Source organism: Pseudonocardia autotrophica (genome assembly GCF_003945385.1).
GTDB lineage: Bacteria > Actinomycetota > Actinomycetes > Mycobacteriales > Pseudonocardiaceae > Pseudonocardia > Pseudonocardia autotrophica.
Genome location: NZ_AP018920.1, coordinates 31,061 through 45,992, shown reverse-complemented (window position 1 = coordinate 45,992; position 14,932 = coordinate 31,061). Strand labels below are relative to the sequence as shown.

The 14,932-nt window shown below is 72.1% G+C and carries 17 protein-coding genes; 10 read left to right on the top strand and 7 right to left on the bottom strand.

Going from position 1 to position 14,932, the window contains the following annotated elements:
• Positions 1–37: 37 nt before the first annotated feature.
• Positions 38–757, bottom strand: a complete 720-nt coding sequence (gene deoC, locus Pdca_RS00220) for a deoxyribose-phosphate aldolase (RefSeq protein ID WP_085914090.1) — start codon at positions 755–757, stop codon at positions 38–40.
• A 273-nt stretch (positions 758–1,030) separates the two neighbouring features.
• On the opposite strand from deoC, the gene Pdca_RS00215 reads away from it, so the two are divergent.
• Both Pdca_RS00215 and Pdca_RS00210 read left to right on the top strand, forming a co-directional pair.
• Complete coding sequence (locus Pdca_RS00215; RefSeq protein WP_085914089.1) at positions 1,031–1,498, top strand: STAS domain-containing protein; 468 nt, start codon at positions 1,031–1,033, stop codon at positions 1,496–1,498.
• 6 nt (positions 1,499–1,504) lie between these two features.
• On the top strand, positions 1,505–2,452 hold the full coding sequence (locus Pdca_RS00210; protein WP_197719882.1) for a calcium/sodium antiporter: 948 nt from the start codon (positions 1,505–1,507) through the stop codon (positions 2,450–2,452).
• Between the two features lie 46 nt (positions 2,453–2,498).
• On the opposite strand, the gene Pdca_RS00205 is transcribed toward Pdca_RS00210, so the two are convergent.
• The 4 genes from Pdca_RS00205 to Pdca_RS00190 all read right to left on the bottom strand — a co-directional run bounded on the left by Pdca_RS00205 (position 2,499) and on the right by Pdca_RS00190 (position 6,031).
• A complete protein-coding gene (locus tag Pdca_RS00205) occupies positions 2,499–3,137 on the bottom strand; it encodes an AmiS/UreI family transporter (RefSeq protein WP_085914088.1) in 639 nt (212 codons plus the stop codon).
• A gap of 10 nt (positions 3,138–3,147) precedes the next feature.
• Complete coding sequence (fmdA, locus tag Pdca_RS00200; protein ID WP_085914166.1) at positions 3,148–4,401, bottom strand: formamidase; 1,254 nt, start codon at positions 4,399–4,401, stop codon at positions 3,148–3,150.
• Positions 4,402–4,578: 177 nt separating this feature from the next.
• On the bottom strand, positions 4,579–4,866 hold the full coding sequence (locus tag Pdca_RS00195) for an FmdB family zinc ribbon protein (protein ID WP_085914087.1): 288 nt from the start codon (positions 4,864–4,866) through the stop codon (positions 4,579–4,581).
• Between the two features lie 79 nt (positions 4,867–4,945).
• Positions 4,946–6,031 (bottom strand): substrate-binding domain-containing protein, encoded by a 1,086-nt coding sequence (locus Pdca_RS00190; RefSeq protein WP_232021338.1) that lies wholly within the window; start codon positions 6,029–6,031, stop codon positions 4,946–4,948.
• A gap of 86 nt (positions 6,032–6,117) precedes the next feature.
• Between Pdca_RS00190 and Pdca_RS00185 the strand changes: the two genes are divergently transcribed.
• The 6 genes from Pdca_RS00185 (at position 6,118) to paaE (ending at position 10,525) form a co-directional block, all read left to right on the top strand.
• On the top strand, positions 6,118–6,558 hold the full coding sequence (locus Pdca_RS00185; RefSeq protein WP_197719881.1) for a MarR family winged helix-turn-helix transcriptional regulator: 441 nt from the start codon (positions 6,118–6,120) through the stop codon (positions 6,556–6,558).
• A gap of 92 nt (positions 6,559–6,650) precedes the next feature.
• Positions 6,651–7,613 carry a 1,2-phenylacetyl-CoA epoxidase subunit PaaA gene (gene paaA, locus Pdca_RS00180; protein WP_085914086.1) on the top strand — a complete coding sequence of 321 codons (963 nt, stop codon included), beginning with the start codon at positions 6,651–6,653 and terminating at the stop codon, positions 7,611–7,613.
• Positions 7,610–8,005: a 1,2-phenylacetyl-CoA epoxidase subunit PaaB gene (gene paaB, locus Pdca_RS00175; protein ID WP_085914085.1), complete on the top strand. Its 396-nt coding sequence runs from the start codon at positions 7,610–7,612 to the stop codon at positions 8,003–8,005. The genes paaA and paaB overlap by 4 nt, the downstream gene beginning before the upstream one ends.
• Positions 8,002–8,913, top strand: a complete 912-nt coding sequence (gene paaC, locus Pdca_RS00170) for a 1,2-phenylacetyl-CoA epoxidase subunit PaaC (RefSeq protein WP_085914084.1) — start codon at positions 8,002–8,004, stop codon at positions 8,911–8,913. The genes paaB and paaC overlap by 4 nt, the downstream gene beginning before the upstream one ends.
• A complete protein-coding gene (gene paaD, locus Pdca_RS00165; RefSeq protein WP_373865519.1) occupies positions 8,907–9,419 on the top strand; it encodes a 1,2-phenylacetyl-CoA epoxidase subunit PaaD in 513 nt (170 codons plus the stop codon). Before paaC ends, paaD begins: the two co-directional genes overlap by 7 nt.
• Entirely contained in the window at positions 9,419–10,525 is a 1,107-nt protein-coding gene (gene paaE, locus Pdca_RS00160) for a 1,2-phenylacetyl-CoA epoxidase subunit PaaE (RefSeq protein WP_085914083.1), read from the top strand. Before paaD ends, paaE begins: the two co-directional genes overlap by 1 nt.
• A gap of 7 nt (positions 10,526–10,532) precedes the next feature.
• Here paaE and Pdca_RS00155 read toward each other — a convergent pair whose 3' ends face one another.
• Together Pdca_RS00155 and Pdca_RS00150 are read right to left on the bottom strand one after the other, a co-directional pair.
• A complete protein-coding gene (locus tag Pdca_RS00155; RefSeq protein WP_085914082.1) occupies positions 10,533–11,684 on the bottom strand; it encodes an RNA polymerase sigma factor in 1,152 nt (383 codons plus the stop codon).
• Positions 11,685–11,691: 7 nt separating this feature from the next.
• Positions 11,692–12,099, bottom strand: coding sequence for a YciI family protein (locus Pdca_RS00150; protein ID WP_085914081.1), 408 nt, complete (start codon positions 12,097–12,099; stop codon positions 11,692–11,694).
• Between the two features lie 154 nt (positions 12,100–12,253).
• Between Pdca_RS00150 and Pdca_RS00145 the strand changes: the two genes are divergently transcribed.
• Entirely contained in the window at positions 12,254–13,219 is a 966-nt protein-coding gene (locus Pdca_RS00145; protein WP_085914080.1) for a cyclase family protein, read from the top strand.
• The gene (locus tag Pdca_RS00140) at positions 13,216–14,868 is read left to right on the top strand and encodes a class I adenylate-forming enzyme family protein (protein ID WP_085914079.1); all 1,653 of its coding nucleotides are present in this window, start codon (positions 13,216–13,218) and stop codon (positions 14,866–14,868) included. The genes Pdca_RS00145 and Pdca_RS00140 overlap by 4 nt, the downstream gene beginning before the upstream one ends.
• Positions 14,869–14,932 lie beyond the last annotated feature (64 nt).

Genomic DNA, 14,932 nt, shown 5'->3' with positions numbered 1-14,932 from the left:
GGGCCAGCCTCCCAGATCGGGCGCCGTCGCGTACCGATCAGTAGGAGGTGTCGTCCACCCGGGCACCGGCCGAGCCCCCGGCGTCCCGGGCGGCGGCGTCGGCCAGGATCGTCGCGGTCCCGCTGGTGCCGAACCGGGTCACCCCGGCAGCGTGGAAGGCGAGCACGGTGTCCAGGTCGCGCACCCCGCCGGACGCCTTCACCCGCACCGACGGACCGACGGACCGCCGCATCAGCGCGACGTGCGCCGGCGTCGCACCACCGCCGGCGAAACCGGTGGAGGTCTTCACGAACGACGCCCCGGCCCGTTCGGCGGCCGCACATCCGGCGACGATCTCGTCGTCGGACAGCAGCGCGGTCTCCAGGATGACCTTCACGATCCGGCCACCCGCGGCCTCGACGACCGCGCGGACGTCGGCCTCGACGTCGTCGAGCAGCCCGCTGCGCAGCCGTCCCACGTTGATCACCATGTCCAGCTCGGCGGCGCCGTCGGCGATCGCCTGCCGGGACTCCGCGACCTTGGCCGCGGTGCTGGTCGTGCCGTGCGGGAACCCGATGACGGTGCCGACCGCGACCGCGGTGCCCTCGAGCCGGGCGACCGCGCGCGCGACGTCGCTCGGCCGGACGCAGACGCTGAAGATCCGGTGCCGGGCGGCGGTCTCGAGCTGGGCGTCGACGTCGGCCCGGGTCAGTTCCGGCCGCAGGATCGCGTGGTCGATCATCCCGGCGATCTCGGCGGCGGTCAGGGTGGTGGCCACGGGGCGAGGCTACGCGTCACACCCGGCGCAGGGCTGCGCGTCACGCCCGGCGCAGGGCCGCATGTCACACGCCGTGGCAGGACAACGCGTCACACCCCGTGGCCGGGCTGCGCGCCGGAGCCCCGGGCGGGGCCGAGTCGTCACCCCGTCCCGCGGCGCCCCACAGCGCATCCGGGCACCGCCGGTCACCGCGATAGCGCATGCGAGCACCGCTGGTCACTGCAATGCTGATCCCGGCGCCGGGCGTACCGGCTCCGGAAGGGAACGCCTGCGATGGAGGACGAGACGCGGCCGCTGCCGTCGCCGGAGCCCGCCGAGCAGCTGGGCGACCATCCGGTGCTGCGGTTCGAGACGTCACGGCACCCGTCCGGGGCGACCGTGCTGCACGCGATCGGCGCAGTCGACGACGACACCTCCCCCGACCTGTGGGGCGAGCTCGGCATCTGGTCCGAGGAGAGCTCCGACCTGATCCTGGACCTGTCCGGCGTGGACTTCCTCGGCACCGCCGGGCTGACCTCGCTGCTGGAGGCGCGGGACGTGATCGGCGCCGAGGGCAAGCGGCTGCGGGTGGTCTGCGGAAGCAGCCGTCCGGCGCGGCGCGCACTGCAGGTCACCGGCGCGATGGAGCTGTTCGACGTGCAGGACCGGCTCCCCGAGGGGGCCGCCGCGTCCCGCGATGTGCTGTTCGGCGTCCCGGACCCGGATGTCCGCCTCGACGGTCGGCCGCGCGTGCACGAGTAGCTCCGCGTGCAGGTGATCCTGCTCGGCCTCGGCGGCCTGGCCCTGTTGCTCGTCGGCGCCGAGCTACTGGTGCGGGCCGGTTCCCGGCTCGCCGCCCGGCTCGGGCTGTCCCCGATGGTGATCGGCCTGACCGTCGTCTCGGTCGGGACCAGCCTCCCCGAGCTCGCGATCGGTATCGACGCCGCGCGCTCGGGCAGCGCCGGCCTGGCCACCGGCAACATCGTCGGGACGAACCTGGTCAACCTGCTGTTCGTACTCGGGCTGGGCGCGCTGCTGCGGCCGGTGCTGTTCAGCAGCCGCACGCTGCGCTTCGACCTGCCCGCGATGGTCGCCGCGACGCTGCTGTTCTTCGTACTCGCCCGGGACGGCTCGCTGGGGCCGATCGACGGCGCGCTGCTGCTCACCGGGGCCGTGGTCTACACGGTGCTGATCTTCCGGACGAGCCGCCGGGAGGACGTCGCCGCGGAGGCCGACACCGGCGGCGCCGGCGGTGGCCCGGTCGTGCAACTGCTGGTGCTCGTCGCGTCGATCGTGCTGATCGTCGTCGGTGCGGAGCTGCTGGTCGACGGCGCCGTGCAGGGGGCACGGGCGTTCGGGGTGGACGAGGCGGTGATCGGGCTGACCGTCGTCGCGATCGGCACCTCGGCGCCGGAGCTGGTCACGATGCTCGTCGCCATCGTCCGCGGCGAGACCGGATTGGCCGTCGGCAACCTGGTCGGTTCCAGTGTCTACAACATCGCCCTGGTCCTGGGCATCACCGTGCTCGCCGCACCCGGCGCGTCGATCGAGGTCCCGTCCGACGTGGTCGACGCCGATCTGGTGCTGCTCGCGGTCGCGACCGTCGGGGCCGCGATCGCGATGCGGACCGGGGCGAAGCTGACCCGGTTCGAGGGCGGCACACTCGTCACCGTCTACCTGGTCTATCTGGTCTGGCTGATCCTCACCCGCACGTAGCGGGCCGCCGTCGCTCGACCGCGGCCCGCCCGTGCGGTGGCGGGGTTCAGGCGGGGACGTTCCGATCCTCGGCCGGGGCGACCGGTGCCCCGTCCGACCGGCGACCCAGCACCACCAGGAGCCCGCCGTAGACGACGACGCCGAACACCGCGAGTGCCACCGCGAGCGTGCCGGCGAACTGCGCGTAGGCACCGGTGAGCAGCAACAACGCCGGGAACCATGCCGTCACCCAGCCCTGGATCGCGCAGACCGCACCGGTGTAGCGGCCGAGTCGCTCCTGTTTCAGACCGAGCAGCAGGAAGAACAGCAACCACAGGAACGCCCAGTGCAGCCAGATGACGCCGAACCCCGGATCCGCGAAGCGGGTGAAGTTCAGCCAGGAGAACACCAGCGCGGACAGGAACACGAACAGGCAGAAGTAGCCCAGTCCGCTGCTGTCGAGGCCGAGCGTGATGTTCAGCGCGACGTAGAGATAGGTGAAGGAGAACAGATACAGCCCGGACGCGAACAGGATGACGTCCGCGTCCCCACCCGCGGTGAAGATCAGGTAGGTGGGGGTGACGATCTGCAGCCCGCCGACGAAGAAGTTCATCGGCGCGGCCGACTTCGCATCCACCCAGCCCAGCAGCATCGCGCCGTTGATGAACAGGACGGCGCCGACGAACAGCAGCCCGACGGATCCCATGGCCGCTACCTCACGCCCGGGCCACCGGGACGCCCTGTCCCGGATCGATCCTGGTCGGGCCGTCCTTACCGGGGCGCACGTCGAAGTCGAAGATCTCGGTCGGCAGGTAGACCGTCGAGCACGAGTTCGGGATGTCGACGACGCCGGACAGTCTGCCCTCGATCGGTGCCGCACCCAGGATCATGTACGCCTGGATGTCCGAGTAGCCGAACTGCGTCAGGTAGTCGATCGCGTGCAGGCAGGCCCGCTGGTACGACAGGTGCGAGTCGAGATAGCGCTGCTCGCCGGACAGCGTCACCGAGGTACCGGAGAACGCCAGCCACTCGCTGTACTGCGGATCGGTGCGGCCCGGCATGAAGATCGCGTTCTCGGAGACGCCGTACTTCTCCATCCCGCCCTTGATGACGTCGACGTGCAGGTCCATGAACCCGCCCATCTCGATCGCCCCGCAGAAGGTGATCTCGCCGTCGCCCTGGGAGAAGTGCAGGTCACCCATCGACAGCTTCGCGCCGTCGACGAACACCGGGTAGAAGACCCGGCTGCCCCTGGTGAGGTTCTTGATGTCCTGGTTGCCGCCGTTCTCCCGGGGCGGCGCGGTCCGTGCGGCCTCGGCGGCCGCCCGGTCGAAGTCGGCGCCGGTCAGCGAGCCGAGGATCGCCAAGTCCGGGTTCGGCGGCAACGCCAGCGGCGGGACGCGCTGTGGGTCGGTGTCGATCAGGGCCTGCTCGCGGGCATTCCAGGTGCGCAGCAACTCGTGCGACGGCGCGGTACCCATCAGTCCGGGATGGACGATTCCGGTGAACGACACGTGCGGGACGTGCCGGGAGGTGGCGACACCGCCGCGGAAGTCCCAGATCACCTTGTAGGCGTCCGGGAACTGCTCGGTGAGGAAGCCGCCGCCGTTGCTGGTGGCGAAGACGCCGGTGTAGCCCCAGCCCTGCCCGGCGAGCGGGCCGGCGTCCTCCTGCGGGATCGGGCCGACATCGAGGATGTCGACGATCAGGAGGTCACCGGGCTGCACGCCCTCGACGTGGATCGGGCCGGAGAGCACGTGCACGCCCGCCAGCGGGGCGTTGAGGATGTCGTCGGCGGAGTCGTCGTTGTGGATGGCCCCGTCGAACCACTCGCGGCAGTGCACCCGGAAGCTGTCGCCGGGACGTACCCGGACCTGGGCGGGGACGTCCGGGTGCCAGCGGTTGTGGCCGACGATCTGCTGTTCGGTGAACTTCTTGCTGGAGTCGAGCGGGAACACGACCTCGGGCATGACGAACGCACCTTCCATCTCATCGGGGACCGCCCGGAGGGGCGGGACAGGCGGGGCAGGGAAGACGGGGTGAGGCAGGCAGGGCAGGCGGCACCGCGCGGCGGGCCGGTGGCCCGTCGCGGGTGGGTGCCGGTCGTGGCGGCGGCCGTCACCGGCCGGGCGCCCCGGATCAGCGGTTCAGGGGCGCGGAAGGCCCCGGGTGCGGGGATCGGGACGGGCGGCCGGGCGCGGCCCGGGCCCCGAGGACGGGAGCGAGGTCACGACCTGCGGCTCGGTCCGGCTGGCCTCGGTGCGGTCGAGCAGCCCCATCCGGTTCCGGTCGGCGAGCCCGAGCATCGGCGGGGTGATCAACCGGGCGGCCTCCGCCCCGCAGGCCGGGCAGGCCAGGGTGGCGGGAGCGGTGCCGATCGGCCGCCGGACGTCGACCGGGCCGTCGGTCCCGCAGCGGTAGGTGTAGGTCGCCATGGCAGCCCGCCGTCCTCGTCGCCCAATCAGGAAATAATTTCCCAGGAAAGCTATAGTGGGCGGCGCATGGTGTCAACGGTCACAGCTGCTGGATGACGTCCCAGCTCAGACCGTCCGCGGCGGCGAGGAACACCCGTTGCCGCAGGTGCCGGTCCCGCAGCTCGACGGTGCCGCGCGGGCTCTCGTAGGACAGCCCGTCGGACACCGAGACCATCGACCGCACGTCGGTGGAGCCGGCCCGGCGCATCAGCGCGGTCAGCAGTCGCACGCCCTCGTAGCAGGACTCGCCGAGGCTGTTCAGCACCGGCGCCTCCGGCCCGAAGCGCCGCGAGTACCAGGCCGCGAAGTCCAGCCCGGACGCCGTGGCGAGATCCTCGAAGTAACCGGCCGACGTCATCAGGCCGCGGGTGTTCTCGGCACCCGAGGCGAGCAGCACGTTCTCGTCGATCAGCGAGCTGAACCGCAGGATGTCGCGGTCCATCCCGACGGCGGTGAACGCCTTGTTGAACTCGACGGCGTCGTCGCCGATCAGCAGCATCAGTACCGCCTCGCAGCCGCTGCGCTCGACCCGCCGGAGCACCGCGTCGAACCGGGTGGTGCCCAGCGGCACGTACATCTCGTCGCACACGGTGCCGCCGATCCGGCGCAGGAACCGGCGCGCCGCATCGGCCGAGCGGCGCGGCCAGACGTAGTCGTCGCCGACGATCGTCCAGCGCCGTACGCCGGCCGCCGCGGCGAACCAGTCGAGGGCCGGGCCGAGCTGCAGATCGGGCGTCTCGCCGGTGAGGAAGACCCCGGGCCGGCGCTCGCCACCCTCGTAGAGCGCGGTGTAGGCGTACGGCACCCGGCCGCCGATCGCCGGTGCGACCGCCTCCCGCACCGCCGAGATGTGCCAGCCGGTGACGGCCTCGACGGTGCCGGCGGTGACCAGCGCGGCGACCTCCCTGGCGACCTCGTCCGGTGCGGCGCCGCCGTCGACCGGGAGCAGCCGCAGTTCCCGGCCCAGCACGCCGCCCTCGTCGTTGGTCTGCTCCATCGCGAGCGTCCCGCAGCTCTCGCAGGACGGCCCGAAGATCCCGGCCGGCCCCTGCAGGGGGACCACGAGCGCCATCGTGAGCGCGTCGCGCCGGTGCTCGGGCGGCAAGGTGAGACGCGATGGCGTCATCCGGCTACGCTAAAGGTGTTCGACCTGCATGTATTGCTCTGTTCGGGGGGATGGTCGAGTCGGATGTCCGACCGGGGTGCGTTCAGGTGAACGACGAGACCCTGCGCCTGCTCTCGATGGCCGAGCGTGGTGCCACGCAACGACTCGACGACGCGTTGCGCTCGGTCGGGGCCGATCTCGACCAGTGGCGCGTGCTGTCACTGCTCGCCGAGCGGGGCGGCTGCCCGATGAACGTCGTCGCCGAGCACGCGCTGCTGCTCGCCCCCAAGTGTTCCAAGCTGGTCGATCGCATGGTGTCGGCCAATCTCGTGCTGCGCAGGCCCGACGAGCACGACAGGCGCCGGGTACTGATCTTCGCCTCGGCCCGCGGCCGGGAGGCGCTCGCCCACTGGGACTCGGCCGTCGCCGATGTGCGGCAGCGGTTCTCCGAGATCGTCGGGCCCGATGCCGCGCTGCTGGACGAGCTGCTGCGCCGGATCACCGCCGGGCTGGAGCGGGCCGCGGAGCCCGATCCGGCGGCGAGCTGATCCCGGCGCCCCGGACCGTCCCCACTTGCGCTCCGGCCCGGTACTGGTCCACCCTCTAGACGAACGAACATTCGGTCGCTGGAGGGTGGATCTTGACGACGGCTGACGCGCACACGCCGGAGCGGCTGCAGGCGGGTTTCGACGCCACGATCGCGGCGGACCAGCGGATCGAGCCTCGGGACTGGATGCCCGATGCCTACCGCAGGACCCTGATCCGCCAGATCGCCCAGCACGCACACTCCGAGATCATCGGTATGCAGCCGGAGGGCAACTGGCTGTTGCGCGCACCGTCGCTGCGCCGCCGGGCGATCCTGCTCGCCAAGGTGCAGGACGAGGCAGGCCACGGCATGTACCTCTACGCCGCCGCCGAGACCCTCGGGGTGGACCGCGAGGAGCTGACCGAGAAGCTGATCGACGCGAAGCAGAAGTACTCGTCGATCTTCAACTACCCGACGCTGTCCTGGGCCGATATCGGCGTCATCGGCTGGCTGGTCGACGGAGCCGCGATCGCCAACCAGGTCCCGCTGTGCCGCTGCTCCTACGGCCCCTACGCCCGGGCAATGATCCGGATCTGCAAGGAGGAGTCGTTCCACCAGCGTCAGGGCTACGAGTCGCTGCTCGCGATGATGAACGGCACCGACGCGCAGCGCGAGATGGTGCAGGAGTCCACGAACCGCTGGTGGTGGCCGTCGCTGATGATGTTCGGCCCGGCCGACGGCGACTCCCCCAACACCCACCGGTCGATGGCGTGGGGCATCAAGCGGCACACCAACGACGAGCTTCGCCAGCGGTTCGTCGACATGAGCGTCCCGCAGGCCGCGGCGCTCGGCGTCACGCTGCCGGATCCGGACCTGCGCTGGAACGACGAGCGGCAGGCGCACGACTTCGGCGAACCGGACTGGTCGGAGTTCAGGGCCGTCGTCTCCGGTGCCGGGCCGGCCAACCGGCAGCGGCTGGAGCACCGGCGCCGGGCACACGAGGACGGTGCCTGGGTCCGCGAGGCGGCCCGGGCCTACGCCGACAAGCGATCGGCACGAACGGAGGCAGGCGCGTGAACGGCGGCAGCACCGGAGACGACGGGGGCAGCACCGAGGTCACCGCAGAGGGTGGGCACGGGGCCGTCCCCACCACCGGCGTCGAGACCGGATCCGGGCAGCGGCCCTCGCGCCGGGCCTGGCCGCTCTACGAGGTGTTCGTCCGCGGCAAGCGCGGCCTCAACCACGTGCACGTCGGTTCCCTGCACGCCGCCGACGACGAGATGGCCCTGCACAACGCCCGCGACGTGTACACCCGCCGCAACGAGGGCGTCTCCATCTGGGTGGTGCGGGCCGACCGGATCACCGCGTCCAGCCCGGACGAGAAGGACCCGTTCTTCGCCCCGTCGGCGGACAAGGTCTACCGGCACCCGACCTTCTACGCGATCCCGGAGGAGGTGCCGCACCTGTGAGCGGGGCCGCGCACGAGGAGAACGTCTACGACGCGCTGACCGAGGCCGACGACCCGCGCTGGGCGTTCGGCTCCGGTTTCTCCGACGCCGAGACCGACATCGTCGCGCCGGTTCCGGACGGCGCCGATCCGGCGGATCTGGCCGAGTACTGCCTGATGCTGGGCGACGACGCGCTCGTCCTCAGCCACCGGCTCACCGAGTGGGTCTCGAACGCCCCCGAGCTGGAGGAGGAGGTCGCACTCGCCAACACCGCACTCGACCTGCTCGGTCAGGCCAGGGTGCTGCTCTCGCGCGCCGGGCACGTCGAAGGGCTCGTCGAGGGGCGCACGAGCCGCAGCGAGGACGATCTCGCCCACTGGCGCGACGTCGCGGAGTTCCGCTGCGTCGGGCTCACCGAGCCGTCCGACGATCTCGACTACGCCCGCGCCGTCGCCCGGCTGCTGGTGTTCTCGGCCTGGCGGCTCGCACTGCTGCACCGGCTGCAGGGATCGGCCGATCCGGTGCTCGCCGCCGTCGCCGCGAAGGGCGTCAAGGAGGTCACCTACCACCGCGACCACGCGGCCCGCTGGGTGCTGCGGCTCGGTGACGGCACCCCGGAGTCGCACCGGCGGATGCAGGACGCGCTGGTCTGGGTCTGGCCGCACGTCGAGGAGCTGTTCCGCACCTCCGACGTCGAGCGCCGGCTGGTCGCCGCCGGGGTCGCCGTCGATCCCGCGCAGACCCGCGACGAGGTCGAGGCCGTCCTCGACCAGGTGCTCACCCGCGCCACCCTGACCCGGCCCGACGTGCCCCCGACCGGCACCATCGCCGGGCGTGGCGGCCGCCAGGGCGTGCACACCGAGAAGCTCGAGCACGCGCTCGTGGTGCTGCAGAGCCTCGCCCGCAGGCACCCGGGGGCGACGTGGTGACCGATCTGCTCCCGGGCCTGGGCGCCCGCGACGTGGTGGCGACCGTGGTCGATCCCGAGATGCCGATGCTCACCCTCGACGATCTCGGCGTGATCCGGTCGGTGACCGAGGTCGGCGGGCGGGTCACCGTCACGATCACGCCGACCTATTCGGGCTGCCCGGCGATCGAGGAGATGCGCGCCGACATCGCCGGCGCGCTGACCGGCGCCGGATACGTCCCGGTCGAGGTGCGGACGGTCCTCTCCCCCGCCTGGAGCACCGACTGGATCAGCGAGGCGGGCCGGCGCAAGCTCGCCGACGCCGGCATCGCCCCACCCGGCACGGCCACCACGCACGCACCCGGCCCGGTCCCGCTGACACTCGATCCGCCGTCGCGGGTCGTGCGCTGTCCGCAGTGCGGCTCCCCGGCCACCGAGGAGCTCTCCCGATTCGGCCCGACCGCCTGCACCGCGCTGCGCCGGTGCACCGCGTGCCACGAGCCGTTCGAGCACATGAAGGAACTCTGATGCTGCTCACCGAACCCGGCACGACCGACGCCCCGGCCGATCTCCCGGCGGGTTTCCACCGGCTCCGGGTGGCCGACGTCGAACGGCTCTGCGACGACGCCGTCGCGGTCACCTTCGACGTGCCCGAGCACCTGCGCGGGCACTACACGTTCCGGCCCGGCCAGTACCTGACGCTGCGGACCGTCACCGCCGACGGGGAGGAGCGCCGGTCGTACTCGATCTGCTCCCCCGCCGGTGCCGCGCCGCGGGTCGGGGTCCGCCGGGTCGACGGCGGCCTGTTCTCCGGGTGGCTGGTCGACCGGCTCGCCGCGGGTGACCTGGTGGAGGTCGGCCCGCCGGGCGGGTCGTTCACCCCCGAGCAGACCGCGGGCACCCATCACGCTCTGGTCGCCGCCGGTTCGGGGATCACGCCGATGCTGTCGATCGCCGCCTCCCTGCTCACCGCGCACGACGACACGCACGTCACCCTGGTCTACGGCAACCGGCGCACCGACACGGTGATGTTCACCGAGGAGATCGCCGACCTGAAGAACGCACACGGCCCGCGGCTGCACCTGATCAACGTGCTGTCCCGGGAGCCCACCGAGGCGGAGATCTTCAACGGCAGACTCGACGCCGACCGGCTGCGCACGCTGTTCGCCGGGCTGGTCGACGTGCACGACGTCGACCACTGGTGGCTGTGCGGGCCGCTGGGCATGACCGAGGACGCCGTCGCCGTGCTGACCGAGTACGGCGTCGACCGCGGCCGGGTGCATCGCGAGCTGTTCTACGTCGGCGAGCCGCCGCCCGAGCCGCACCGCGCCGAGGACGACGCGGTCCCCGACGGATCCGGGAGCGAGGTGACGATCGTCCTCAACGGACGGTCGACCACGCTGAGCCTGCCCCGCACCGAGTCCGTGCTGGACGCCGCCCAGAAGGTCCGTGGCGACATGCCGTTCGCCTGCAAGGGCGGCGTGTGCGGCACCTGCCGGGCGCGGCTCACCTCGGGCGAGGTCGAGATGCGGCGCAACTACGCACTGGAGGACGACGAGATCGCCGCCGGTTTCGTGCTGACCTGTCAGAGCAGGCCGGTGTCCGACACCGCGACCGTCGACTTCGACGCCTGAGCGGTGCTCAGCCGCGCAGCCGGGTGTTGAGCCGCGCGGCCTGCCGGATCAGGTGGTCGCGCTCGCCGAGATCGGTCGCCCTCCGGGCCGCCTCGGCGTAGAGCCCGGCCGCCGTGCCCTGGTCCCCGGCACGCTCGTGCAGGTACGCCAGCGCCGCGGTGTGGCGGGGCAGCGATCCGTCCAGCTCGGCCAGGGCCGCCAGCCCGGCCCGCGGGCCGTCGGCCTCGCCGAGCGCCACCGCTCGGTTCAGCCGGACGACCGGGCTGTCGGTCAGCCGGACCAGCTCGTCGTACCACTCGACGATCTGCACCCAGTCGGTGTCGGCCACGGTCCGGGCGTCCGCGTGCAGCGCCGCGACGGCGGCCTGGGCCTGGTACTCGCCGAGCCGATCGCGGGCCAGCGCGGCCTGCAGGATCGCCACCCCCTCGGCGATCATCCCGGTGTCCCACCGGCCGCGGTCCTGCTCGGCGAGCGGGACCAGGGCCCCGTCGGCCGCGGTGCGGGCGGCGCGCCGGGCGTGGTGCAGCAGCATCAGCGCCAGCAGCCCGGCCACCTCCGGATGGTCGACCCCGGCCGCGAGCCGGCGGGTGAGCCGGATCGCCTCGACGGCCAGGTCGACGTCACCGGTCGCGGTGTATCCCTCGTTGAACACCAGGTAGAGCACCCGCAGCACGACGGCGACGTCCCCCGGCCGGTCGAACCGCACGTGCGACACGGTGCGCTTGGCCCGGCTGATCCGCTGGGCCATCGTCGCCTCCGGCACCAGATACGCCTGCGCGATCTGGCGGGTGGTCAGTCCGCCGACCGCGCGCAGCGTGAGCGCCACCGCCGACGACGGCGTCAGCGACGGGTGGGCACACAGGAAGTACAGCTGCAGCGCGTCGTCCGTCCCGACCGCCGGGCCGGGGGCAGGCTCCGCCTCCACCAGGTCCTCGCGCCTGCGGCGCGCCGTCTCCGCCCGGGTCCCGTCGAGGAACCGCCGCCAGGCCGTGGCGACCAGCCACCCCTGGGGATCCCGCGGCGGATCCGACGGCCAGACCCGCAACGCCTCCAGGAACGCCTCCTGCACGGCGTCCTCGGCCGCGGCGAAGCCGGCACCACGGCGGACCAGGATCGCGATCACCACCGGGGTGAGCGTCCGCAGCAGCGCCTCGTCCACCGTCGGGTCAGTCGGTGATGGTCGGCGGCGCGGTCAGGAACGGGCGCAGCTCCAGCCACTCGTGGATCGGCTTCCCGCCGGCACCGGGTGCCGCCGACAGCTCCCCGGCGAGCTCGACGGCCCGCTCGTAGCTGTCGACGTCGATCACCATCCAGCCCGCGATCAGATCCTTGGTCTCGGCGAACGGTCCGTCGGTGATCGGCGGGCGACCCTCGCCGTCGTACCGGACGAACGTCCCCTCGGGGGCGAGCGCCTGACCGTCGACGTACTCGCCGGTGCCCTCCAGCCGGGTCGCGAAGTCCTGCATGTACTGCACGTGGTCGGTGATCTCCTGCGGTGTCCACTGCTCCATCGGGGCGTCGTTCACCGACGCCGGTGCGCCGCGGTAGTGCTTCAGCAGCAGGTACTTGGCCATCGTGGCCCTCCTCGGTACGGGCGTGACCCATTCTGGCCACGTTCGGAGCGGGGACGGAGCCGATGCCGCGTTCTCGACAAGGTTTGACGGGCCATGGATGTGACCCGCACCATAGCCGAGGCCTAACGATCGACCGTTCTGGATGGGATTGACGATGCCCGACGTGCCCACCATGCGTGAACTCCTCGGTGACGACACCCCCAGCAACTGGGGGAAGTGGGGCCCGGACGACGAGGTGGGTGCGCTGAACTACCTCGACGCCGACCAGGTGCTGCGCGGCGCCCGGCACATCCGGACCGGCGAGGTGTTCACCCTGCAGGCGCCGATGGGGCACCCGCACGGCGACCCGGTCTTCCCGGGCCGGGAGAGCATCAACCGGCACAACGTGCTCGACGAGTCGTCGTGGGACGAGGGCCGCGAGGGCGCACCGGCGTTCCCCGGCGGGCTGCACTACGCCGACGACAAGGCGGAGATCTTCCTGCAGGGCTCCACGCAGTACGACGCGCTCGGGCACGTCTGGTACGACGGACGCATCTGGAACGGCTACGACGCGCGGACCACCGTCGACGGCCTGACGAAGGCCTCGGTGCAGCCGATCGCCGAGCGCGGTGTCGCCGGCCGGGGCGTCCTGATCGACATCGCGCGCCACCGCGGCAAGCAGTGGCTCGACAAGGGCGAGACCTTCGACCACCACGACCTGCAGGACGCGGCGCGGGCGCAGGGCGTCGAGCTCGGCCTGCGCGACATCCTGCTGATCCGCACCGGCTTCCTGTCCTACTTCTACTCGGTCCCGGCCGAGGAGTTCTACGCCGACTTCGTGGAGCCGGGCCTGACCTACTCCCGCGAGCTGGTCGAGTGGTTCGCCGAGCAGGAGATCCCGAACCTGGTCACCGACACGATCGCCAACGAGGTCACCAGGGACCCGGTCTCCGGCGTGGTGCTGCCGCTGCACTGCGCGCTGATGCGCAATCTCGGCGTGGTGCTCACCGAGATCGTCCAGCTCGACGCACTCGCCGAGGCCTGCGCCGCCGACGGACGCTGGGACTTCCTCTACACCGCCGCGCCACTGAACGTCGTCGAGGGGACCGGCTCGCCGGTGAATCCCGTCGTCATCCGATGAGCGTCTACGACGAACGGCCCTGGCTCGCCCGCTACGACCCCGGCCAGCCCGCGGACGTCGAGCCGGAGTTCGGCGACGCGCTCGCGATGTTCGCGGCCACCGTGGCCAGGGCCCCGGAGGCCGACGCGATCCGGTACTTCGACGGACGGATCGGTTTCGCCGAGCTCGACCGGCTGACCGACGCCTTCGCCGCCGGGCTCGTCGCCGAGGGGTTCGCCGCCGGCGAGCGGGTCGCGATCTTCACCCAGAACGTGCCGCAGTTCGTGATCGCCCAGATCGGGACCTGGAAGGCCGGCGGGATCGCCGTGCCGGTCAACCCGATGTACAAGGGGCGCGAGCTCGCCGGGCTGCTCGCCGATTCGGGCGCGTCGGTGCTGGTCTGCCTGCAGTCGCTGCACCGCGACGTCGCGGCCGGGGTGCTGCCCGGCTCGGCCGTGCGAACCGTGCTCACCACCTCGGAGCTCGACCTGCACTCCGGCACCGCCACCGATGTTCTCGCCGGAGTGACACGAATCGACTGCCCGGGGACGATCGACCTGCTGGAGTTCCTGCACCGGCACCGCGGCGCGACCCCACCCGCGGCCACCACCGGACCGGACGACGTGGCGTTCCTGACCTACACCTCGGGCACCACCGGGCCGCCGAAGGGCGCGATGGCCACCCACCGCAACGTGGTGTTCAACGCCAGGACCTACCGCGACTGGATCGGGCTGGACGCCGGCGACGTCGTGCTGGGGGTCGCCCCGCTGTTCCACATCACCGGCCTGGTCGGGCACGTCGCCGTCACCCTGCTGACCGGTGCCCCGCTGGTGCTGATGTACCGGCTCGATCCGGCCCTGGCGCTCCGGACGGCCGAGCGGGAGCGGGCGACCTTCACCGTCGGGTCGATCACCGTGTTCATCGCGCTGATGAACGCACCCGGCGCGCAGCGGTCCCAGCTGGCGACCCTGCGGAAGATCTACTCCGGGGGCGCACCGATCCCGCCGAGCACGGTGCACGCGTTCCGGGAGACGTTCGGGCACTACATCCACAACATCTACGGCCTGACCGAGACGACGTCGCCGTCACACGCGGTGCCGCTGCATGCCGAAGCGCCCGTCGACGACGCCTCGGGCGCGCTGTCGGTGGGGGTGCCGGTCTACGGCACGGTGGTGCGGATCATCGACGAGGACGGCGCCGATCTCGCCCCCGGCGAGGTGGGTGAGCTCGTCACGGCCGGCCCGCAGGTCGTGGCCGGCTACTGGGAGAAACCCGAGGAGACCGCGCGGGCGCTGCCCGGCGGGGTCCTGCACACCGGCGACGTCGGCTACATGGACGCCGACGGCTGGTTCTACATCGTCGACCGCAAGAAGGACCAGATCAACGCGGGTGGCTACAAGATCTGGCCGCGGGAGGTCGAGGACGTGCTCTACGAGCATCCCGCGGTACGGGAGGCCGCGGTCGTCGGCGTTCCGGACGAGTACCGGGGCGAGACCGTGAAGGCGTTCGTGTCACTGCGGGCCGACGCCACGGCCACACCCGCCGAGCTCATCGCGTTCGCCGGCGAGCGGATGGCCGCCTACAAGTACCCGCGCCAGGTCGAGATCCTCGACGAGATCCCGAAGACCGCCAGCGGGAAGGTCCTGCGCCGCGAGCTCCGCGGCCGCTGAACGGCTGCGGAACGAACACGGCGGTGGCGCCCCTCCGAGGAGGTACGCCACCGCCGGGTGTGTC

Excerpts from the sequence above, each read along its gene's own strand:
- Pdca_RS00190 (WP_232021338.1), bottom strand. The coding sequence starts at position 6,031 with ATGACGCCATCGCGTCTCACCTTGCCGCCCGAGCACCGGCGCGACGCG.
- Pdca_RS00140 (WP_085914079.1), top strand. The coding sequence starts at position 13,216 with ATGAGCGTCTACGACGAACGGCCCTGGCTCGCCCGCTACGACCCCGGC.
- paaE (WP_085914083.1), top strand. The coding sequence starts at position 9,419 with ATGCTGCTCACCGAACCCGGCACGACCGACGCCCCGGCCGATCTCCCG.
- Pdca_RS00145 (WP_085914080.1), top strand. The coding sequence starts at position 12,254 with ATGCCCGACGTGCCCACCATGCGTGAACTCCTCGGTGACGACACCCCC.
- Pdca_RS00195 (WP_085914087.1), bottom strand. The coding sequence starts at position 4,866 with ATGGCGACCTACACCTACCGCTGCGGGACCGACGGCCCGGTCGACGTC.
- fmdA (WP_085914166.1), bottom strand. The coding sequence starts at position 4,401 with ATGCCCGAGGTCGTGTTCCCGCTCGACTCCAGCAAGAAGTTCACCGAA.
- Pdca_RS00215 (WP_085914089.1), top strand. The coding sequence starts at position 1,031 with ATGGAGGACGAGACGCGGCCGCTGCCGTCGCCGGAGCCCGCCGAGCAG.
- Pdca_RS00205 (WP_085914088.1), bottom strand. The coding sequence starts at position 3,137 with ATGGGATCCGTCGGGCTGCTGTTCGTCGGCGCCGTCCTGTTCATCAAC.
- Pdca_RS00150 (WP_085914081.1), bottom strand. The coding sequence starts at position 12,099 with ATGGCCAAGTACCTGCTGCTGAAGCACTACCGCGGCGCACCGGCGTCG.